The 21,034-nt window shown below is 65.0% G+C and carries 20 protein-coding genes and 2 tRNA genes; 8 read left to right on the top strand and 14 right to left on the bottom strand.

Annotated elements, in window-relative coordinates:
* Positions 1–31: 31 nt before the first annotated feature.
* The 3 genes from ABZ293_RS04640 (at position 32) to ABZ293_RS04630 (ending at position 3,992) form a co-directional block, all read left to right on the top strand.
* Positions 32–1,558: a protein kinase gene (locus ABZ293_RS04640; RefSeq protein WP_355177323.1), complete on the top strand. Its 1,527-nt coding sequence runs from the start codon at positions 32–34 to the stop codon at positions 1,556–1,558.
* On the top strand, positions 1,555–3,462 hold the full coding sequence (pknB, locus tag ABZ293_RS04635) for a Stk1 family PASTA domain-containing Ser/Thr kinase (RefSeq protein WP_355177322.1): 1,908 nt from the start codon (positions 1,555–1,557) through the stop codon (positions 3,460–3,462). Before ABZ293_RS04640 ends, pknB begins: the two co-directional genes overlap by 4 nt.
* A gap of 110 nt (positions 3,463–3,572) precedes the next feature.
* Positions 3,573–3,992, top strand: coding sequence for a CBS domain-containing protein (locus tag ABZ293_RS04630; protein ID WP_354956791.1), 420 nt, complete (start codon positions 3,573–3,575; stop codon positions 3,990–3,992).
* Between the two features lie 28 nt (positions 3,993–4,020).
* Here ABZ293_RS04630 and ABZ293_RS04625 read toward each other — a convergent pair whose 3' ends face one another.
* The 3 genes from ABZ293_RS04625 to ABZ293_RS04615 are packed head-to-tail and all read right to left on the bottom strand — an operon-like array spanning position 4,021 to position 5,833.
* Complete coding sequence (locus ABZ293_RS04625) at positions 4,021–4,470, bottom strand: deaminase (protein ID WP_355177321.1); 450 nt, start codon at positions 4,468–4,470, stop codon at positions 4,021–4,023.
* Between the two features lie 26 nt (positions 4,471–4,496).
* Positions 4,497–5,192: a dihydrofolate reductase family protein gene (locus ABZ293_RS04620; RefSeq protein ID WP_355177320.1), complete on the bottom strand. Its 696-nt coding sequence runs from the start codon at positions 5,190–5,192 to the stop codon at positions 4,497–4,499.
* Complete coding sequence (locus tag ABZ293_RS04615) at positions 5,189–5,833, bottom strand: aminodeoxychorismate/anthranilate synthase component II (RefSeq protein WP_355177319.1); 645 nt, start codon at positions 5,831–5,833, stop codon at positions 5,189–5,191. Before ABZ293_RS04615 ends, ABZ293_RS04620 begins: the two co-directional genes overlap by 4 nt.
* 207 nt (positions 5,834–6,040) lie before the next feature.
* Between ABZ293_RS04615 and crgA the strand changes: the two genes are divergently transcribed.
* A complete protein-coding gene (gene crgA / locus ABZ293_RS04610; RefSeq protein ID WP_354956799.1) occupies positions 6,041–6,304 on the top strand; it encodes a cell division protein CrgA in 264 nt (87 codons plus the stop codon).
* A 194-nt stretch (positions 6,305–6,498) separates the two neighbouring features.
* Positions 6,499–6,900: a PH domain-containing protein gene (locus tag ABZ293_RS04605; RefSeq protein WP_354956825.1), complete on the top strand. Its 402-nt coding sequence runs from the start codon at positions 6,499–6,501 to the stop codon at positions 6,898–6,900.
* A gap of 43 nt (positions 6,901–6,943) precedes the next feature.
* On the opposite strand, the gene ABZ293_RS04600 is transcribed toward ABZ293_RS04605, so the two are convergent.
* Both ABZ293_RS04600 and ABZ293_RS04595 read right to left on the bottom strand, forming a co-directional pair.
* Positions 6,944–7,813 carry a rhomboid family intramembrane serine protease gene (locus tag ABZ293_RS04600; protein WP_355177318.1) on the bottom strand — a complete coding sequence of 290 codons (870 nt, stop codon included), beginning with the start codon at positions 7,811–7,813 and terminating at the stop codon, positions 6,944–6,946.
* A gap of 4 nt (positions 7,814–7,817) precedes the next feature.
* The gene (locus ABZ293_RS04595; RefSeq protein ID WP_355177317.1) at positions 7,818–8,345 is read right to left on the bottom strand and encodes a peptidylprolyl isomerase; all 528 of its coding nucleotides are present in this window, start codon (positions 8,343–8,345) and stop codon (positions 7,818–7,820) included.
* 278 nt (positions 8,346–8,623) lie between these two features.
* Between ABZ293_RS04595 and ABZ293_RS04590 the strand changes: the two genes are divergently transcribed.
* A complete protein-coding gene (locus ABZ293_RS04590) occupies positions 8,624–8,836 on the top strand; it encodes a hypothetical protein (protein WP_355177316.1) in 213 nt (70 codons plus the stop codon).
* A gap of 26 nt (positions 8,837–8,862) precedes the next feature.
* On the opposite strand, the gene ABZ293_RS04585 is transcribed toward ABZ293_RS04590, so the two are convergent.
* From ABZ293_RS04585 to ABZ293_RS04575, 3 genes are all read right to left on the bottom strand, one after another.
* Entirely contained in the window at positions 8,863–9,681 is an 819-nt protein-coding gene (locus tag ABZ293_RS04585; protein ID WP_355177841.1) for an ABC transporter permease, read from the bottom strand.
* Positions 9,682–9,710: 29 nt separating this feature from the next.
* Positions 9,711–10,730: an ATP-binding cassette domain-containing protein gene (locus ABZ293_RS04580; protein WP_355177315.1), complete on the bottom strand. Its 1,020-nt coding sequence runs from the start codon at positions 10,728–10,730 to the stop codon at positions 9,711–9,713.
* A gap of 694 nt (positions 10,731–11,424) precedes the next feature.
* Positions 11,425–12,366: an acyl-CoA dehydrogenase family protein gene (locus tag ABZ293_RS04575; RefSeq protein ID WP_355177314.1), complete on the bottom strand. Its 942-nt coding sequence runs from the start codon at positions 12,364–12,366 to the stop codon at positions 11,425–11,427.
* Between the two features lie 163 nt (positions 12,367–12,529).
* Here ABZ293_RS04575 and ABZ293_RS04570 point away from each other — a divergent pair, with 163 nt between their 5' ends.
* A complete protein-coding gene (locus tag ABZ293_RS04570; RefSeq protein WP_355177313.1) occupies positions 12,530–13,240 on the top strand; it encodes a YoaK family protein in 711 nt (236 codons plus the stop codon).
* 40 nt (positions 13,241–13,280) lie between these two features.
* A complete protein-coding gene (locus tag ABZ293_RS04565) occupies positions 13,281–14,528 on the top strand; it encodes a hypothetical protein (protein WP_355177312.1) in 1,248 nt (415 codons plus the stop codon).
* Between the two features lie 261 nt (positions 14,529–14,789).
* On the opposite strand, the gene ABZ293_RS04560 is transcribed toward ABZ293_RS04565, so the two are convergent.
* The 6 genes from ABZ293_RS04560 to gyrB all read right to left on the bottom strand — a co-directional run bounded on the left by ABZ293_RS04560 (position 14,790) and on the right by gyrB (position 20,902).
* Positions 14,790–14,862 (bottom strand) — tRNA-Ala (locus ABZ293_RS04560).
* Positions 14,863–14,887: 25 nt separating this feature from the next.
* The gene (locus tag ABZ293_RS04555) at positions 14,888–14,995 is read right to left on the bottom strand and encodes a DLW-39 family protein (protein ID WP_218007666.1); all 108 of its coding nucleotides are present in this window, start codon (positions 14,993–14,995) and stop codon (positions 14,888–14,890) included.
* A gap of 29 nt (positions 14,996–15,024) precedes the next feature.
* Positions 15,025–15,098, bottom strand: a tRNA-Ile gene (locus tag ABZ293_RS04550).
* A gap of 132 nt (positions 15,099–15,230) precedes the next feature.
* A complete protein-coding gene (locus ABZ293_RS04545; protein ID WP_355177311.1) occupies positions 15,231–16,253 on the bottom strand; it encodes a DUF3566 domain-containing protein in 1,023 nt (340 codons plus the stop codon).
* Positions 16,254–16,292: 39 nt separating this feature from the next.
* Positions 16,293–18,815 (bottom strand): DNA gyrase subunit A, encoded by a 2,523-nt coding sequence (gyrA, locus tag ABZ293_RS04540; protein WP_355177310.1) that lies wholly within the window; start codon positions 18,813–18,815, stop codon positions 16,293–16,295.
* Between the two features lie 47 nt (positions 18,816–18,862).
* A complete protein-coding gene (gene gyrB / locus ABZ293_RS04535) occupies positions 18,863–20,902 on the bottom strand; it encodes a DNA topoisomerase (ATP-hydrolyzing) subunit B (protein WP_355177309.1) in 2,040 nt (679 codons plus the stop codon).
* Between the last annotated feature and the right edge of the window lie 132 nt (positions 20,903–21,034).

Raw genomic sequence — 21,034 nt, 5'->3', positions numbered from 1 at the left:
TGAACGTGCGAGTGGATGTACGGGGGCCGGGATGCTGAACAACGGCGCGATGATCGCCGACCGATATCGGCTGCAACGCCTGATCGCCACGGGCGGTATGGGCCAGGTCTGGGAGGCGCTCGACACCCGGCTGGACCGCCGGGTCGCGGTGAAGGTGCTCAAGTCGGAGTTCTCGGCCGACCCCACCTTCCGACACCGGTTCCGTAGCGAGGCCAAGACCACGGCCCAGCTGAATCACCCCGGCATCGCCGGTATCTACGACTACGGTGAGACCCTCGATCCGAGTGGTGGCGAAACCGCCTACCTGGTCATGGAACTGGTGCAGGGCGAGCCGCTCAATACGGTGCTGAACCGCCTCGGCCGACTCTCGGTGGCCCAGGGGCTGGACATGCTGGAGCAGACCGGCCGCGCACTCGAGGTCGCACATGCCGCTGGCGTCGTACACCGTGACGTGAAGCCGGGCAATATCCTGGTCACCCCGCACGGTCAGGTGAAGATCACCGACTTCGGCATCGCCAAGGCGGTCGACGCCTCCCCGGTGACCAAGACCGGCATGGTGATGGGCACCGCCCAGTACATCGCACCGGAGCAGGCGGTCGGCGAGGATGCGACCGCAGCCAGTGATGTTTACGCACTCGGTGTGGTTGGGTATGAGGCGCTGGCCGGACAACGGCCGTTCACCGGTGACGGCGCGATCACCGTCGCAATGAAACATGTGCGCGAGGCCCCGCCGCCGATGCCGTCCGATCTGCCACCCAATGTGCGTGAGCTCATCGAGATCACCATGGGCAAGGATCCGACGCTGCGCTATGCCAGCGGCGGCGAATTCGCCGACGCGGTCGCCGCCGTGCGTGCCGGCCGTCGCCCACCACCGCCGGTCGCCACCGGCGCACCGATGGCGACCGGCGCGACCCGGGTGCTGCCGCCCGGCCCGACGGTGATTCTGCCGTCGCACGACCATGAGGGCCCGACGGTCCGGTACAACACCCCGGCCACCCCGATGGGTGGGGCGGGCGCCGGTTCGAGCAGACAAACGCCCGCCGGCGCGCCGAGGACCGTGATGAGTTCCGGTGCGACCCGCGCCAACTCGGGGCCCGGTCCGGAGACTTCGAAGTTCACCACCGGCCAGAAGGTCGGTACGGCCGTCGCCGTCGGCGCGGTACTGCTCGTCGGTCTCGTGCTCTGGTTGCTCTTCGGTGGTGATACCAATCCGGATACCGTGCGCCCGACCACCACCACGAAGGTCGTGCCGCCGCCAGTGGTCGCGCCGACGACGGTAACAACAACAACCGAGCCGCCGACGACCATCGTCCCCACGACAAGACCGGCACCGCCACCGCAGACAACAACGGAAACGCCGACGACGACAACACAGCCGCCGACGACGACTCCGAGCACCACGGCGCCGACTACGACGAAGACCTCGAAAACAACGACTCCGTCCACCACCACCAGAGGCTCGTGGTTCCCTACGCTCGACTTACCATTTCCGGATAGTCCCGGTGCCCGAGGACCCTCGGCCACCCCCGGCGCTGCTACTCCGCAAGGACAACCATGACGACCCCGAAGAATCTCTCCTCCCGCTACGAGCTGGGTGAGATCATCGGGTTCGGCGGCATGTCCGAAGTCCACAAGGCGCGGGATCTACGGCTCAGCCGGGATGTGGCGATCAAGGTGCTGCGCGCCGACCTCGCCCGCGACCCAACGTTCTATCTGCGCTTCAAGCGCGAGGCGCAGAACGCCGCCGCACTGAACCACCCGGCCATCGTCGCGGTCTACGACACCGGTGAGGCGGAGGTGGACGGCGGCCCGCTGCCGTACATCGTGATGGAGTACGTCGACGGTGACACGCTGCGCGACATTGTGCGCGGTAAGGGGCCGATACCGCCGCGCCGGGCCATGGAGGTCGTCGCCGACGTCTGCGCCGCACTGGATTTCAGCCATAAGGCCGGGATCGTGCACCGCGATATGAAACCGGCCAACATCATGATCAACCGGGCCGGCGCGGTGAAGGTGATGGACTTCGGCATCGCGCGGGCGATCGCCGATAGCTCCAATCCGATGACCCAGACCGCGGCCGTGATCGGAACCGCGCAATATCTTTCGCCCGAACAGGCGCGCGGTGAGACCGTCGACGCCCGCTCGGATGTCTATTCCGTCGGCTGTGTGCTGTTCGAAATCCTCACCGGCGAGCCGCCTTTCACCGGTGACTCCCCGATCGCCGTTGCCTACCAGCACGTCCGGGAGGACCCGCGGCTGCCCTCGCATGTCCATAACGGGGTGCCGCGCGAACTGGACTCCGTCGTGCTCAAGGCGATGAGCAAGAATCCGGCCAATCGGTACCAGTCCGCGGCCGAGATGCGCGCCGATCTGATCCGGGTGCTCGGCGGGCAGAAGCCGAGCGCGCCGATGGTGATGACCGACGAGGACCGCACCACCATCCTCGGCTCCAACGAACCGCCGCCGCGCAACTTCCGGACCGTCGAGCGCAATGACGACACCGCCGAGCAGGAACCCGCCGAACCGGCGAATCCGCGCCGCAATCTCTACATCGCACTCGGTGCCGCGGCCGCGGTCATCGTGGCATTCGCCCTGTTCTGGGTATTGATCGGGCCGGGTGCGCGCCCGGATCAGATTGCCGTGCCCGACCTTTCGAACAAGTCTTCGCAGCAGGCCCAGGACTCGCTGCAGAAGCTCGGCTTCACGGTGGCCATCCAGCAGAAGCCGAATAACCAGGTGGCCACCGGCAATGTCATCTCGACCCAGCCACTCGGCGGTTCCCGGGTCGATAAGGGCAGCACCATCACCGTGCAGGTCTCCGCCGGACCGGCTCAGGTCCCGGTGCCTCGACTGGACGGCATGACCCAGCAGCAGGCCGAGCAGCAGCTCAATGCCAACGGCCTGCGGATGGATCCGACCGTTCAGCGCAAACCGTCGAGTGCGCAGGAAACCGACAAGGTGATCGGCACCGAGCCGTCGGCGGGCTCCCGGGTCGACGTCGACCGGGCCGTGGTCGTGATCCTCGGCTCCGGACCGGAACAGATGCGGGTGCCGAATGTGGTCGGACAGGACATCAGCGTCGCGCAGCCGAATCTGGTGGACAGCGCCGGATTCAAGATCACCGTCCAGGAGGTGCCCTCCTCGAAGCCCAAGGGCGAGGTGATCGCGACGAATCCGGCTGGCGGCACCACCGCCGACAAGGGGTCGGCGGTGACCGTGCAGGTCTCCAGTGGTGACCAGGTCACCATGCCGTCGCTGATCGGGCTGACCTCGGCACAGGCCGTGGACAAACTGCGTCAGGCCGGGTGGACCGGCTCGGCGGCACAGATCAACCAGTCGGCCCAGGGCACCTTCGATACCAATAGCGTCGGGCGGGTGGTCAGCCAGCAGCCCGCCGCGGGTTCGTCGATCGCGAAGACCGGACCGATATCGGTCACCATCTACGTCCTCGGTCCGCCATAGCGGCACCCAGGTCAAGCACCTGAATGCGCGGAGAGGCGGACCGCACGGTCTGATCGGAGCGAGAATGGGGCTGCCCATCCCCAACCCACTGTGGAACAGGAGGCAGCCCCATGACCACTGCCAGGGACATCATGAAGCCAGGGGCCGAGTGGATTTCCAAGGACGAGAGTGTCGGCAAGGCCGCGCGGGTAATGGCCGAACGCGGCGTCGGCGCACTGGTCATCGCCGATGAGAACGAACGGATGTGCGGAATCATCACCGACCGCGACATCGTGGTCAAATGCGTCGCCCAGGGCCGGGCGCCGTCGACCACCCGCGCCGAGGAACTCTGTGCGGCGACCCCACGGTGGGTCGACGCCGATGCGGATGTCAACGAGGTGCTCGATCAGATGGAAAGTCATCGGATCAAACGGATGCCGGTGATCGAAGCCAAGCGGCTGGTCGGGATGATCAGCGAGGCCGACCTCGCACGACACCTCGACGACAACCAGCTCAGCGAGTTCGTCACCGCGATCTACGGCAGGCCGTAGATCGCGTCGCCGACGGGTTCGGCACCCGTCACGAAAGATCCAGGTGGCGATTCATCGACATCGCCTCCTCGGCCAGCTCCGCCAGTTCGACCACCTCGACGCCGTGCTGGCGCAGTTTCTCCACGCCGACGCAATTGGTCACGAAGGTGGCCGGTTCGCGCCAGGCGATGACCACCCGCGGAATACCGGCCCGCAGGATCCGGTCGGTACACGGCAGCCGCGTCGCGGTGGCGCGCTGTGAACACGGTTCCAGGGTGGAGTAGATCGTCGCTTCGGCCAGCCGAGGATCGTTCGCGTCGAGTTTGTTCAGCGCGGACTCCTCGGCATGGACCTTCGCATCGGTCTCCCGCGAGTAGCCCATCGAGATTTCGACACCATCGGCCACGATGACCGCACCGACCGAGAACGCGGTCGGACTGGTCGGGCACAGCCGCGCCAGTTCGATTGCCCGGCGCATGAAGTGGATATCAGCAGACATCGGAAGACCTCCGTGGTCGGGGACACTCAGCTGTCATACGCGGCACTGCCGGACTGTCGCGGCAGATAGCGCAGCAGCGCGATATCACCGATCTGCGTGACATCGGCCAAATGCATTCTGCGAGCCGGGTAGGCGGCCGGACCGAGGAAGCGGGGTGCTGCGGCATGTCCGATGACGATCGGCGCGATCGCCATCTGCAACTCGTCGGCCAGGTCCTGCGAGAGAAATTCCGTGTGGACGCGGGTGCCACCTTCGACCATCAGCCGGGCGATGCCGCGCCGACCGAGATCGTCGAGCAATGCACCGAGCTGGATTTCGGCGCCAAGGGAGACCACCTCGGCGAGACCGGCCAGCCGAGCGCCGAGCTTCGCCGCACCGGCGGCGGTGGTGTAGACGAGCTTGCCGCCGCCGTGGTGCCAGAACCGCAGTTCCGGATCCAGATCACCGCGCGCGCTGACGGCGATCTTCAGCGGGTATTCCGGCTTACCCGCCGCAATGCGCGCCGCCCGCCGGTGCGCGCTGTTGACCAGCAGTCGGGGGTTGTCGCGACGGAGCGTCTCAGCACCGATCAAGATCGCGTCCGAGTCCGCGCGCACCTGATCCACCCGATCGAAATCCGCCGCATTCGACAGCTTCATCCGCTCCGGAGTCGCGTCGTCGATATATCCGTCGACGCTGACCGCAACCGACAGCAGGACGTAGGGCCGGATTTCTTGCGTCACTGGGTCACCAGTGCCGCAACCTCCGCCTCCAGCAGCTCCACCAACCCCTCCGACGGCCGCTCGCCGCATACCTCGAGCCAGTTCGCCAGCATCCGGTGCCCGCCCTGGGTCAGCACCGATTCGGGATGGAACTGCACACCGTGGATCGGCAGTGTGCGGTGCCGCATGGCCATGACGATTCCGGACTCGGTGCGGCCGATCACCTCGATATCTGCGGGCAATGTGTCCTCGAGGACGGTGAGCGAGTGGTATCGGGTCGCGGTGAACGGATCGGGCAGCCCGGAGAGCACGCCAACGCCCAGGTGGAACACCGAACTGGTCTTGCCGTGCAGCAGTTCCGGCGCGCGAGTGACCGTACCGCCGAACGCCTCGCCGATGGCCTGATGACCGAGGCACACCCCCAGCAGCGGAACGCTGTGCCGGGCGCAGGCGTGTACGAGGTCGATGCTCGCGCCAGCCCGATCCGGGGTGCCGGGACCGGGGCTGATCAGGATGCCGTCGTATTCGGTGACGACGGCATCGAGGTCGGCCAGCTTCGGGTCGTCATTGCGCCAGACCACGGCCTCGACACCCAACTGGCCGAGGTACTGCACCAGGTTGAACACGAAACTGTCGTAGTTGTCGACGACCAGAACACGCATGCTGTCGAGATTACGTGGCGACCCGGCGGGCCGTCGCATCCATTACCAGTTGGGATAGCCTAGAGGCAGACCGGAGGGGACCTGAGCCCTCGCCCGGCCCCTTCGGCGCTCGTCGGATCGGGGACTGCGGCGAGCGAGCCGGGGCGCCATAATTCAATCGAATCCTGCCCGCCGGTACCCGACCTGAACGCCGAACACGAGGACGACATGCCCAAGTCGAAGGTCCGAAAGAAGACCGACTACACGATCAATCCCGCCAGCCGCACGCCGGTGAAGGTGAAGGTAGGACCGTCCCCGGTCTGGTACGTCGTGATCATGCTCGGCTTCATGCTGGCCGGGCTGGTCTGGCTGCTCGTCTACTACCTGGCCAATGACCGCATCACCTGGATGGCGGATCTGGGCGCGTGGAACTTCCTGATCGGCTTCGGGTTGATGGTCATCGGCCTGATCATGACGATGCGGTGGCGCTGACCGGCCCATAGTCGGCTGTTCGAGCGACCTGTAAACCGTCCCACCGGCTGAGATTACAGACGTGTCATTCATACACACCTGTGGATAACCGTGTGGACAACTCGAGGAACGATTGGGGAAAGTGACGCGTGGATCCCGAATCCGATTCTCCTGATCCGCTGCCGCCCGAACCACGCACCACCTGGACTACGCCGATGGCCGCACTCATCGCGGTCACCATCGGCGGCGTGGTGCTGGCCGGTGCCGCCATCCTCGCCAAGGATGGACCGAGCCGTCTGCTCATCGGGTTGGCCGCGGTCGGCCTGCTGGCATTGGCCGGACTCGGATTCCGGCAGCGGCCTCGACTGAGCATCGCCTCCGGCCCCGAGCCACGTCTGGTGGTTCGCACCCTCACCGGACCGACCGAATACCGGCGCGATCAGATTCTGCGCGCGCGGGTCGTCGGCTACCGCCGCTTGGGCCGCAAGAATCCCATGCTCGAAATCGATGTCGAGCACCACGGCGACGAACGCCTGCTCATCTTCGGCCGCTGGGATCTCGGCACCAGTCCCGACGAAGTCTTCGAAACCCTTGTCGCGCATGGCCTCGCGCAGTAGCCGACGCTGAATCCGCGCGGGGACAACGTTTCACGTGAAGCATTTACCGCAGTGACATCGCTGCGGCAACGATGACGGCAAGCGCCGCGACCGCGACCGCGGCAACCGCCGCCCAGCCGATCATTCGTGCGTTCTCTTGGGATTTCGCGCGCAACCACTCGGGCAGGAACAGAATGCCGAGCGCGGCGAGCGTACCGGCGGCCAACCCACCGAGGTGTCCGGCCAGGGAGATACCGGGTAGCGAGAAACTGATGAAGACATTGATGCCGATGAGGATCAACATCTGATTCGGATTCTGCCGCACCCGGATCAGGATCACCGTGATCGCACCGAACAGGCCGTACACCGCGCACGACGCACCTGCGGTGAGACTGTCCCTGGCGAAAATCATGACCGCGGCCGAACCGCCGAGCAGTGACACCAGATAGACCACCAGATACCGCGCCCGGCCGAGTACCGGCTCGATACTCCGGCCGACCACATACAGCGCGAACATATTGAGCAGTAGGTGGATCGGACCATAGTGCAGGAACCCAGACCCGATCAGCCGCACATATTGGCCGTGCGCCACCGCGGGCGGGTACAGCACCCAGTCGACGTACAGCGCGGAATGGGCGGTGTTCTCGACCAGGCTGCGCGATTGGCCAGCGGTGATCGCGAAAACAATGGTGTTCAGCGCGATCAGCGCATAGGTGACATACGGAATCGGGGTCCGTGCGGTCTGCGCACCGGCCACGGTGCGGACCGGGCGGTCCTCACGCTGACCTTGGCGGATGCAGTCGACACAGTGCTGACCCACCGCGGCGGGTCGCAGGCAGTCCGGACAAGCGGGCCGCCCGCAACGCGTGCAGGCCAGGCCCGTCGGGCGATTGGGGTGGCGGACGCACGTCGGTGCGGGAGGCTGAGCGTTCATCGGATCATTCGATAGTGATTGCGGAGATGGTGACGGCTTCCTTGGGACGGTCGTTGCGATCGGTGGCCGTGGTCGCGATGGCATCGACGACCTTGCGCGAATCGGGGTCGACGACCTCCCCGAAGATGGTGTGCTTGCGGTTCAGGTGTGGCTGCGGGCCGACGGTGATGAAGAACTGCGAACCATTGGTTCCCCGTCCCGCATTCGCCATCGCCAGCAGGTAGCCGCGGTCGAAGCGCAGCTCTGGATGGAATTCGTCGCCGAATTCGTAACCCGGTCCGCCACGTCCGGTGCCGGTCGGGTCACCGCCTTGAATCATGAACCCGTCCATCACCCGATGGAAGACCCCGCCATCGTAGAACGGCCCGGAGTTTCCTCCACTCGCGTTCTCGGTGGTGTACGGCGCCGAGCCATCGGCCAGGCCGACGAAGTTCCGCACCGTCTTCGGGGCATGGTTACCGAAGAGCGAGATCTTGATATCGCCGTAGTTGGTGTGCACCGTCGCCACGGCGGTCTGATTCGGTGAGGTCACCCCGTCATGCTAGCCATCGTCCGACACGGTCTCGCCGCGCCGGTGGCTTGGCGCGTCACGAGTCGACAGCGCCCCGGAGACTGTGCATAACCGGTCAACTGATCTCCCTTGCACATGGGTAACTCGTCGAGCACGCCCAAACCAGGGAGGCACTCGACCGCCGGCCCTCGAGGCTCCGGACTTGAATGGCCTAAATATTCGGGGAGGCGGACGAGCGCCGGATGCGGCCGTGAACTGGTACTACTGCGCGACGCGCGGGTATATGCAACAGTTGTCGAATGACCTTGGGGCGACTGTTTGTATCCGCACGTTCTCGTAACCGACTGATCGCCGCGGTCGTTGTCGCGCTGGCCGGTGGCGTGGCCTGGCTGGTACGCAGCAAGCGCCCGCAGCCGCCGGAGCCCGCACCGGCGCCGCCGCGAATCGGATACTCCCGCAATGGTTCCGCGCCGACGCCCGTGGCGGGCGCCAGCGCGGACAACGGTCGCTGACGGACGGTGACCGGGCACCGACCCGGTCACCGGCTGACGGTGCGCTGGTACTGCCGCAGCGCAAGCGGGATGAACACCAGCAGGATGATCACCACCCACGCCAGCGTGGTCACCACCGGATGCTGCATGGACCAGGCATCCGATTTGGGCGCCAGCGGGCTGGTATTGCCGAACAGGTCGCGGGTGGCCTGGGTGACCGCGGACACCGGATTCCATTCGGCGAATATCCGCAGCGCTGCCGGCAGATTCTCCAGCGGAACGAAGGTATTCGCGAGAAAGGTCAGCGGGAAGATCACCATGAAGCTGGCATTGTTGAACACCTCGGGCGCGCGGACCAGCAGCCCGACGACGGCCATGATCCACGAGATCGCGTAGGCGAACAGCAGCAACAGCACAAACGCGAGCGCGGCGTCGAGCAACGATCCGCGAATCCGCCAGCCGACGACATATCCGGTCAGTGACATCACCACCAGGCTGACCACGTTGATCACCACATCGCTGATGGTGCGCCCGACCAGTACCGCCGATGGCGCCATCGGCAGCGAGCGGAACCGGTCGATAATGCCCTTCTGCATATCCTCGGCCAGGCCCAATCCGGTGAACGTCGCGCCGAACACCACCGACTGCGCGAAGATGCCCGCGATCAGGAACTCCCGGTAGCCGCCCGACATGCCCGGCACCTCGATCGCCGAGCCGAAGATATAGGCGAACAGCAGCACGAACATGATCGGCGACAGTGTCGAGAAGATCAGCACATCGGGCACGCGCCTGATCTTGATGACATTCCGCTTCGCGATCGTCACGCTGTCGCTGGCGACGATGGACAGGCGTTCACCGAGTGACATGGTGGTTCTGGTGTCCAGGGTGGCCGCGGTCATCGCTTGCGTCCTTCCGTTGCTTCGAGCCGATCCGCGGCCATGCCGCCATCGCGTCGTCCGTCACCGTTGATCAGCTCCTCGGCCTCGTGTCCGGTGAGGCTGAGGAAGACGTCGTCGAGTGACGGACGACGCAGGCCGACATCGTGGATCTGTACGTTGTGCATGCTCAGCCTGCCGATGGCGTCGACGAGCGCCTGCGAGCCGTCGCTGACCGGAACGGTGATCCGGCGCAGCCCCGGCTCCAGATGGATCTCCCCGTCCGCCAGGCCCTGCAGCGCCTCCTGGGCGGTCGCGAGATTGTCGGCGTGGTCGACGGTGAGTTCGATGCGGTCGCCGCCGACCAGGGTCTTGAGCTCGTCCGCGGTGCCCCGGGCGATCACCCTGCCGTGGTCGATCACCGCGATGGAATCGGCCAGTCGGTCGGCCTCCTCCATGTATTGCGTGGTGAGCAGCAGGGTGGTGCCGCCCGCAACGAGTTCCTCGATGACATCCCAGAGGTCGAGCCGCGCACGCGGATCGAGTCCGGTGGTCGGCTCGTCGAGGAAGAGCACCGGCGGATTCGCCACCAGCGCACCGGCCAGGTCGAGGCGGCGGCGCATACCTCCGGAATAGCCCTTGACCGGCCGGTCGGCGGCGTCGCTGAGCCGGAATCGCTCCAGCAATTCCCTGGCGCGCTCCTTACTTCGCTGCACACCCATGTGATAGAGCCGCCCCACCATTTCCAGGTTTTCGAATCCGGTGAGATATTCGTCGACGGCGGCGTACTGTCCCGACGCGCCGATGCGCGAGCGCAGTGCTTGTGGATTGCGGAGCACATCGATACCCGCGACCGTCGCGTGGCCCGCGTCCGGAATCAGCAGGGTGGTGAACACCCGGACGGTCGTGGTTTTGCCGGCACCATTGGGTCCGAGCAATGCGGTGACGGTACCCTCCGGCACCGATAGGTCGAGTCCATCGAGGGCGACCAACTGGCCGTATCGTTTGACCAGACCCTCGGCGACTATTGCGTCGGGCATGATTCTCCTGGGGTTCGAGGCCGTTACTCGAGCCAGTATTGCCCTGGGCACCGACAATTTCCTGTGATTATTCGCCCACCTGGGCATATCACCCGCCGACGGCGGCAGCGCCGGACATAGAACGGTCGCATCCCGTTCCGGGCGGTGCTCGGGGGTGCCGGATCGGGATGCGACCGGTTTCGATCATCGCGCCCTGGTACTCGACCAGCGCGCGTAGCGCACTACCCGATTCGGGCCGGGCCGGTACTCGGAGTCCGCGTACACGACATGCCCGCTCCCGAACGACACGCGGCAAATCCGGCCAAATCCACAGCCGGGGATACGAAACCGCGCCGCGATTCCGGACCGACAGCAATCGGTCGGCATGGTTTTCACATTTCGTTCGGCAGGTAGCTGGATCACGATCGCTCCGTAAAACCATGCGCGACAACATTTTTGACAACAGTCACGGATTTGCCGAGTGAATCGGCAATCGACCGGTCCGGCTATCTGGGCGACAGCAGCGCACCTAGCAGGTAAGCCGACCCAAAAAATCTTGGAAAGTGGCGATCCCCACGCACACACAATCCTGGATCATCGCGTAGGATCATTCACGTCGGCCCCTCCCCCCCGGGCCGACCTTACGCGGGCCTCGGCTAACTCCCCCCCTTCGCCGAGGCCCGCTCCCCATTTCTGGGGCAGGTCGAAATCCGACTCAGCTATCCGTCGGCACCGCTGGGATATCGTCGATGCCCACCGATTGCCAGGCCGCCGTCAACCGTTGCGCCCGTACCTTTCCCGCCGTCGCCAGTAGCCGACGGTCGCGATCCCACCGCTCGCGGGTGACCGGATCGGCCCGGGCCCAGAGCGGCTCCAGCTCCGTCAGCACCGACTCGAAGAATTCGTACGCCCCGCCCAGGGCAATATGTCCGCCGGGCGCGGTAGGACGAGCCATATCCAGGCCCCGCACGAAGGCCACCGCCGCGAGCAACCGCTGCAGCACCGCCCGCGGCCAGCCGGACTCGCGTCCGACCCGCACCAGCCAGCCGAGCGTTGCCGCGAGCACGTGCACGTCCTCGATGGTGCGGAATGGTTTGAGGTAATCCGAGTACCCGTCTCCGGGCAGTACCTGGGCCACGGCGTCGGCGAATGTCACCGTGGCGTGCGGGATTTCGGGTGCAAACGGTATCGCGGGCAGATTCGTCACGTGCACGCCGGGCTGTCCGGCGTCGACGAGTACGGCGCGCAGCCGATTGCGCCCATCCGTCGCCACGCCCGCGCTGGCGATCACCAAGAGCCGCCGCGCCAGGATCCCCAATGTCGTGAAGGTCTTCGTCCCGTTCACCCGGCAGCCGCTGTCGGTTTCGGTCAGCGCGGTCTGGATCGCGGATGGATGCGCGCCGCCCGCCTCGGTCGCGGAGACCGCGACCAGTTGATCGGCCGCGAGATCGGGCAGTAGGGCACGTAGCGCCTCCTGATATCCGGACAGGAATGCGAAACCCAGTCGGTCCGCACCGAATCCACCGGCAATCGCGATATCCACCGTCGTATCGAATCGCCCGGCGGCCACCCGATGCCGGATCCAGGCATCGGCAACTGTCTCGAGCGGTGTCGGATCGAGCACTTCGGTCAGCAGATAGTCGAACACAGAGTCCACTCGTGCACGCTAACCGAGAATCGGCCATTCGATCGCGCCGGAACCTCGGTGTCCGTTTCGCGAACATCCGGCAATCCTTATCGAACACCTCGGCGATGCGTCAGCGGATTCTCAGAACGACCGGGTATCACTGAGTCGTAATCCGCCAAGAGGAGCCCGACCAGTGCCGAAACCGGATCTAGAGCGCCGAAAGAAGCTCTTCGACGCCAACGCGCGGCTCTCCTGGGTGCTCGCGGCATTGGCCGGTCTGATCGGAGCCGCGGCCTTCATGCATACCGCTGGCTACTTCGTCACCTTTATGACCGGCAATACCGACCGCGCCATCCTCGGCTACTTCCACGACGAACCGGACCTGGCCGTCGCCGCGGCCCTGCTGCTGCTGTCGTTCCTGGCCGGAGTGGTGGTCGCCTCGTTGTGTCGCAGGCATTTCTGGTCCGGACATCCGCACGGCCCGACCCTGCTCACCACCCTCTGCCTGGCCGCGGCATCACTACTGGACAGCATCATCTACTGGCTGACGAGCGCCACCAATATCGACCTCATTCCCATCCTGCTGGTGGCCTTCGGCGTCGGCGCCCTCAACACCTCCTTCGTCAAGGACGGCGAGGTCTCGGTGCCGCTCAGCTACGTCACCGGAACACTCGTCAAATTGGCCCAGGGCATCGAACGCCATATCAGCGGCGGCGATTACGCCGACTGGCTCGGCTATTTCCTGCTCTACGCCGCCTTCTGCTCCGGTGCCCTGCTCGGCGGTCTGCTGAGCCTGCTGGTGGCGGGCTGGGCCATGCTCATCACCGCCACCGTGGTGTGCCTGCTCACCACCTGCTACACCTACCTGCATCTGGACCGCCACGGCCCACCAACGACCAGCTGACCCCCGTGCGCGCCGTCGAGTCGACGGATACGGTTGTCCGGTGGGGAGTTTCGATGACCTGACACCGGATCACTTTGCGACACTTGTGCTGCGGCATCTCGCCGATGTCGGCAAAGACGTCGCCGGATACGACGCCGAGGCTTTCCGCATCGATCTGATCGACGGATCCGAGATCGGACTCGGCAATGCGTATCACGACGCTATTCGCTTGTCCGGGCCGAGACGCACGGCACGGATCGCGCGGTTTCTGACCGGGATCAGCGGCGACGAAAACGCACACACGCACACGTGGGAGGAAGCTCGTCCGCTACTGCGCCCGATTCTGCGTTCTGCCACCTGCAAACAGGCAGGATGGGACGATTTGCTGCACCGCAGGCCCGGGCTGGTCACCTACGATGTAGCGCGGTTCGTTAGCCGCCCGGCTCTCCCATTCGTCGACGAGTTGGTGGCGATCGACCTGCCTAACTCCCGAACCATCGTCAACAACTCGCTGCTGGCGAGTTGGCCGGTCGGGGCCGACGAGGTCTTCGCGACGGCCCGCAAAAACCTGGAAACCATTGCACAGCCCCATAATCCACGCGGCAATGCGATCCTCAGCCTGAACGACGACGAGGGCAGCGGCTACATCACCTCGTGGCTGCTCGCACCCGGCTGGCTGGCAAGTTTCAGCCAGCGATACAGCGGCCGCCGCCCGGTAGCCTTCATACCCGATATCAACAACCTCATCGTGGTCCCCGACATCCCACACCTGCTCGCGCGCATCTATCGCCAAGTCGAGGAACAGTACGTCAACGCACGCCACTGCCTCTCACCCCAGGGCTACACCCTCGACGAAGACGGCACCGTGGTGCCCTTCGACCGGGCGGGCCCGCACGAGCAGCACCAGACCGCCGTCCGCGCCGGATACCGCTTGGCGCTCCGGGAATACGCCGCCCAGGCCGACTGGCTCAACAAGGCACTGGAGCGCGATTTCGAATTCCGCTGCTACGGCTTGAAAATGGCCATCGTCGGCGATATCAAGATCGCGGGCACCGACACCTGGCCCTACACCTACACCGTATGGGGCAAAGACGTCGACTACCTGCTCCCCGCCGCCGACTACATCATGTTCGCCAGCACCGACGCCGACAATAACGCCGTCCCCGTCTGCACCGTCCCATTCACCGCAGCCCTCGAAATAACCGGCCTCACACCAGTTCCGGGCATGTCCCCCATCCGCTTCGAAGCCCGGTTCTGGCCCGACGAAACAATGCTCGCCCAGTTGAAGCACGCCTCGGTCGCCCTGTGAACTGAGCCGGAACGCCGATGGCTGGACGGAAGCGCGACTACCCCGTGGGCGGAACCCGACAACCTCGACGAGCCACAGCTCTCGAAGGTGTAGCGACCAATCTCTGAGCCACCCGCCGCTCGGCAAGCCCAACCGCCGAGCCAACAACCCAACGCAACCACGAACAAGGGGGCTTCCGGGTGGGGTTTGGGGCTTCGCCCCGAAAGACACGCGAAACGAGACAAGGCCCACGCTCTCTCTGAGCATGGGCCTGGTATCGAGTGGAGCCTAGGGGAATCGAACCCCTAACCCCTGCCTTGCAAAGGCAGTGCTCTGCCAATTGAGCTAAGGCCCCGAATCCCTGCTGTCCGAGGACAGAATCAGCGGGTGGTGACTTCGTGCCACAGGTCCGCATCGTCGCGCTTGCGCAGCTTGGTGATTCCAATGAGAACCGCGACTACGACACCGACCGTGAGAAGAATTTTCATGATTCCCACCCTACTGTGATGTTCGGGAGTGGGCCTAGGAGGACTTGAACCTCCGACCTCTTCGTTATCAGCGAAGCGCTCTAACCGCCTGAGCTATAGGCCCTCATCTCGTTCGGATACCTGCCGAAGCTGCTAACCGAACCGAGGCACGAGATTACCTTACCTGCCCGCCGATGACCAAAACGGCCGGTCACCGCCCTGCGCGAGGGCAGCGACCGGCCGTTCGGCAACCGTTCTAATCGGGGTCGGCCAGGGTCACCTGAATGCCGCCGACGAGGTCGCAGCACTGGTTGTAGATGAATACGCCGACGGTCGCCAAGGCTGTGAAAAGCACCACATTGATCAGCCCGATGACACCCGCGTACCCAAAGACGGAACCGGCGTCGACCAATCCGACCGATCCGCTGTCCGAGGAGACCATATCGGTGAAGGTGCTGTTGAGCCGCTCCCAGACACCCATGCCCTCGAGCACGATGTAGAGCAGACCGACCGCGAGCATCCACACGAAGAACATGGCCACGCTGATCACCAGCGAGATCTTCAGGGTCGACCACGGGTCGATCCGGCGGATCTGCACCGTCGCCCGCAATGGTTCACCAGTGGCGACGGCCGCCGCGACGGCGACCGGAACCGCGGGCGAGACCGGGGTGGCCTGCGGACCCGGAGTTTCGACCGGCAGCGGATGCCGGATCTCCGAGAGGTCCGGCATGTCCTTGATCAGTTCCGGGCGGGCGATGCTGCGGGTCGGTCCGTCGATGCCGACGGACTTCACCATCGCCGCTTCCTTGCGCGCGGCCTTGGCCGCCAGATCCGCGGTGGTGCGGGCATTGCCGCCACCGAGGCCACCGCCGCCACCACCGAGGCCGCCGCCGCTGCTGAGCCCACCACCGGTGGAATTCGGACGACCGGTCACCGGCGACTGCCCAGGCCGATACAGGTTCGACTGCGGCTCCCGCTGCGGCAACTGCGACCAACCCTCTTGGAAGTGAGACTGGCCGTTGCCCGCGGAATCACCGGCATCCTTTTTTGATCCGGCCCCGTCGGCAGCGCCCGGTTCCGGCGCCTTGAACGCGACTTCGCCTGGCGGGTTGTGGCTTTCATGCGGCTGGGCACCTCCCGGCGCGCCAACCGGCTGGCCGTTCTCGGCCGAGGCGACGGGCCGTGGGATCGGCCGAGGCGGAATCGGTGACGGTGCGATACGTTCGGTTACACCGTTCGTCTGGTGCCGCTCGTCATTCGGCTGATTCGGAGTGGTCAATGGGAATCCTTAGATCCGTTCGTTGCCGCCGCTGTGGGGTTATTGCTCAGAGGAACCGGTGTCGCCGTCTCCGCCGACGATCGCATCAGGATCGGGTTCGTCAGCATTGCGCGCGATAGCAAGCAAGGTATCCCCCTCGGCGAGGTTCATCAATCGCACGCCCTTGGTCTGCCGTCCAGCCTTACGAACCTGCTTCGCCGCCGTCCGGATAACGCCACCGCCCGACGTGATCGCATACAACTCATCCTCGTCGTCGACGATGAGCGCACCGACCAGGGTGCCACGCTTGGTGTCGTATTGGATAGTCAATACGCCTTTACCGCCCCGACCCTGCGGGGTGTACTCCTCGATCGCGGTCCGCTTGGCGTAGCCGCCGGAGGTCGCGACGAGCAGGTAGGTATCGGCACGAACCACATTGAGCGACAACAGTTCATCGTCGGCATTGAACCGCATGCCCTGCACACCGGAGGTGGCGCGGCCCATCGGACGCAGCGCCTCGTCGGTGGCCGAGAACCGGATCGACTGCCCCTGCGCCGACACCAGCAGCAGATCGTCGTCGGCCGAGCACAGCACGGCGCCGACCAGTTCGTCCTCGTCGCGCAGGTTCACCGCGACGATGCCGCCGCTGCGGTTGGAGTCGAAATCGGAGAGCTTCGACTTCTTCACGAGGCCGTTCCTGGTGGCGAGCACCAGATACGGGGCGTCCTCGTAACCCTTGATCTGAATGATCTGGGCGATCTTCTCATCCGGCTGGAACGCCAGCAGGTTGGCCACATGCTGACCGCGCGCGGTCCGGCTGGCCTCGGGCAGTTCGTAGGCCTTTGCGCGGTACACCCGGCCCTTATTGGTGAAGAACAGCAGCCAGTCGTGGGTGGAGCTGACGAAGAAGTGCTTGACGATGTCGTCCTGCTTGAGGCCCGCACCCTGCACACCCTTACCGCCGCGCTTCTGGCTGCGGTACAGGTCCGTCTTGGTGCGCTTGGCGTAGCCGGTCTCGGTGACGGTGACGACCACATCCTCGCGGGCGATGAGATCCTCATCGGCCATATCGCCGTCGTTGGCCACGATCTTGGTGCGCCGCTCGTCGCCGTACTTCTCGACGATCTCGGCCAGTTCATCGCGCACGATCGCGCGCTGCCGCTCGGGCTTTTCGAGAATGTCCTTGAGGTCGGCGATCTCGGCCTCGATCTTGGCCAGATCGTCGATGATCTTCTGCCGTTCCAGGGCCGACAGCCTGCGCAGCTGCATATCGAGGATGGCGGTGGCCTGGATCTCGTCGATATCCAGCAACTGCATCAGGCCGGTGCGCGCGGTGTCGGTATTGGCCGAACGCCGGATCAGCGCGATGACCTCGTCGAGTGCGTCGAGTGCCTTGACCAGGCCGCGCAGAATGTGGGCCCGCTCCTCGGCCTTGCGCAGCAGGTAGCGGGTGCGCCGCACGATGACTTCCAACTGGTGCTCGACGTAGAGCCGGATCATCTGATCCAGGCGCAGCGTGCGCGGCACGCCGTCCACGATCGAGAGCATGTTGGCGCCGAAGCTGGTCTGCAGCTGGGTGTGCTTGTAGAGGTTGTTCAGCACGACCTTGGCCACCGCATCACGCTTGATGGTGACCACGATCCGCATACCGGCACGGTCGGAGGACTCGTCGTGGATATCGGAGATGCCCGCGATCTTGCCGTCCTTCACCTGCTCCGCGATGGAGTTGATGAAGTTGTCGGTGTTGACCTGGTACGGCAGCTCGGTAATGACGATGGTGGTGCGACCGCGGTTGTCCTCTTCGATCTCGACGACACCGCGCATGCGGATCGAGCCACGGCCGGTGGTGTAGGCGTCGTGAATGCCCTGACCACCGACGATGAGGCCGTAGGTCGGGAAGTCCGGACCCTTGACCCGCTCCATACAGGCGGCGAGAGTCGCCTCCTCATCGGCCTCGTAGTTCTCCAGCGCCCAGTAGACCGCCTCGGCCAACTCATTGAGGTTGTGCGGTGGGATATTGGTCGCCATGCCGACCGCGATGCCGTTGCTGCCGTTCATCAACAGGTTGGGCACACGGCTGGGGAGAACCGTCGGCTCCTGTGAGCGGCCGTCGTAGTTCGGCGTGAAATCGACCGTCTCGTGGTCGATTTCACGCAGCAGCTCCATCGCCAGCGGAGTCAGGCGGCATTCGGTGTACCGCATCGCGGCCGCGCCGTCGTTGCCGCGGGAGCCGAAGTTGCCCTGGCCGTCGACCAGCGGATAGCGCAGTGACCACGGCTGGGCCATGCGGACCAGGGTGTCGTAGATCGAGGCGTCACCGTGTGGGTGGTAGTTACCCATGGTCTCGGCGACCGGGCGGGCGGACTTCACATAGCCGCGGTCGGGACGGTAGCCGTTGTCGTACATCGCGTAGAGCACCCGGCGATGCACCGGCTTGAGGCCGTCGCGGACGTCGGGCAGCGCGCGGCCGACGATCACGCTCATCGCGTAATCGATATAGCTGCTCTGCATCTCGTTCTGGATGTCGACCGGCTCGATCCGGTCACCCGCTCCGCCGTTGGGTGGCAGGGTGGTTTCAGTCATCTAAAAGTCTCCTTTGGCACCGGACGTGGAATTACGCGTCACGCCGGTTACACGTCGAGGAAGCGAACGTCCTTGGCATTGCGGGTGATGAAGCTGCGACGTGCCTCGACGTCCTCACCCATCAGGATGGAGAACAGCTCGTCGGCCGCGGCGGCGTCGTCGAGGGTGACCTGACGCAGTACCCGCACCGAAGGATCCATGGTGGTCTCCCAGAGTTCCTTGGCATTCATCTCGCCGAGACCCTTGTAGCGCTGGACACCGTCGTCCTTGTTGATCTTCTTGCCCGCGGCGAGACCCGCCTCCAGCAGGCCGTCGCGCTCGCGATCGGAGTAGGCGAACTCTGGATCGGAGCGCTGCCACTTGAGCTTGTACAGCGGCGGCTGGGCGAGGTATACGTGCCCGTGCTCGACCAGCGGCCGCATGAAGCGGAACAGCAGCGTCAGCAACAGGGTCGAGATGTGCTGGCCGTCCACGTCGGCGTCGGCCATCAGCACGATTTTGTGGTACCGCAGCTTGGCGATATCGAATTCGTCGTGGATGCCGGTGCCGAAGGCGGTGATGATCGACTGGACCTCGTTGTTCTTGAGGACGCGGTCGATACGGGCCTTCTCGACATTGATGATCTTGCCGCGCAGCGGCAGAATCGCCTGGTACATCGAATCGCGGCCGGACTTGGCCGAGCCACCGGCGGAGTCGCCCTCGACGATGTAGATCTCGGACTTGCTCGGATCCTTGGACCGGCAGTCGGCCAGCTTGCCGGGCAGTCCGCCGAGGTCGGTGGCGCTCTTGCGACGCACCAATTCACGTGCCTTACGGGCCGCGACCCGGGCCTGCGCCGAGGAAACCGCCTTGTTCACAATGGTCTTCGCATCGGCTGGATTGGCCTCGAACCAGTGTGAGAGGTGCTCGTTGCAGGTGCGCTGCACGAACGATTTGACCTCGGTATTGCCCAGCTTGGTCTTGGTCTGGCCCTCGAACTGCGGTTCGGAGACCTTCACGCTCACGATGGCGGCCAAGCCCTCGCGGATATCGTCGCCGGTGAGGTTGCCGTCCTTCTCCTTGAGCAGCTTCTTGTCCTTGGCGTACTTGTTGACCACCGTGGTGAGCGCCGCGCGGAAGCCCTCTTCGTGGGTGCCGCCCTCATGGGTGTTGATGGTGTTGGCGAAGGTGTGCACGGACTCCGAGTAGCCGGAGTTCCACTGCATCGCGACCTCGAGCTCGTGCCCGGTGCCCTTGCCGGTGAACGCGACGACCGAGTTGTGAATGGCCTGCTTGGTCCGGTTGATATGCCGGACGAAATCCTCCAGACCACCCGGGTAGTGGTAGGTCCGCGTCTTCACCTTGTGCTCGACCGGCTGGGCTGGCGCATCCGGATCGGCATGCTTGGGCGCCTCGGCGGTATCGCTCACCACCTCGTCGATGACGTCGCTCTCGGCCACCCGCTCGTCGGTCAGGGTGATGGTGAGGCCCTTGTTCAGGAACGCCATCTCCTGCAGGCGGCGCGCGACCGTCTCGAAGTTGTAGGTGGTGGTCTCGAAGATGTTCGGGTCGGCCCAGAAGCGAATCGTGGTGCCGGTGCGCTTGGTCCGCTCGCCCTGCATCAGCTTGCCGGGCTTGGAATCCTTGTATTCCTGCGTCCAGTGGTACCCGTCCACGTCCACATCCGCCTCGAGGCGGCTGGAGAGTGCGTTCACCACGGAGATGCCGACACCGTGCAGACCGCCCGACACCGCATAGGAATCGGAGTCGAACTTGCCGCCGGCGTGCAGCTGGGTCATGACGACCTCGATGGTGGGCACGCCCTGGGCGTGCATGGCCACCGGGATACCGCGGCCGTCGTCGATCACCTCGACGCCACCGTCCGCCAGCAGGGTGACATCCACCTGCGTCGCGTATCCGGCCATCGCCTCGTCGACCGAGTTGTCGACGACCTCCCAGATCAGGTGGTGCAGACCGCGCTCACCCGTGGAGCCGATGTACATACCGGGCCGCTTGCGAACGGCTTCGAGACCTTCGAGAACGGTGATGGATTCGGCACCGTAATTGCCTGACTTGGGCTTGTTCGAGCCGTCTACGTTGGAGTCCATGGCAGCCACTGGTCGGTAGCTCTCCTTACTTGCTGATCCTTGGCACAGCGGTCGGACAGCACACGTGGGGCCCCGGTTCAGATTTCTGGTCGTGAAATAAGGGTCCACGCGCGGGCTGCGCGGAACGCGCCG

Origin of the sequence: Nocardia sp. NPDC005998 (genome assembly GCF_040614395.1) — a bacterium.
In the GTDB taxonomy this organism is placed as follows: domain Bacteria; phylum Actinomycetota; class Actinomycetes; order Mycobacteriales; family Mycobacteriaceae; genus Nocardia.
Note: the sequence above shows the minus strand (reverse complement) of the source record. Positions and strands in the feature narration are given on the sequence as shown.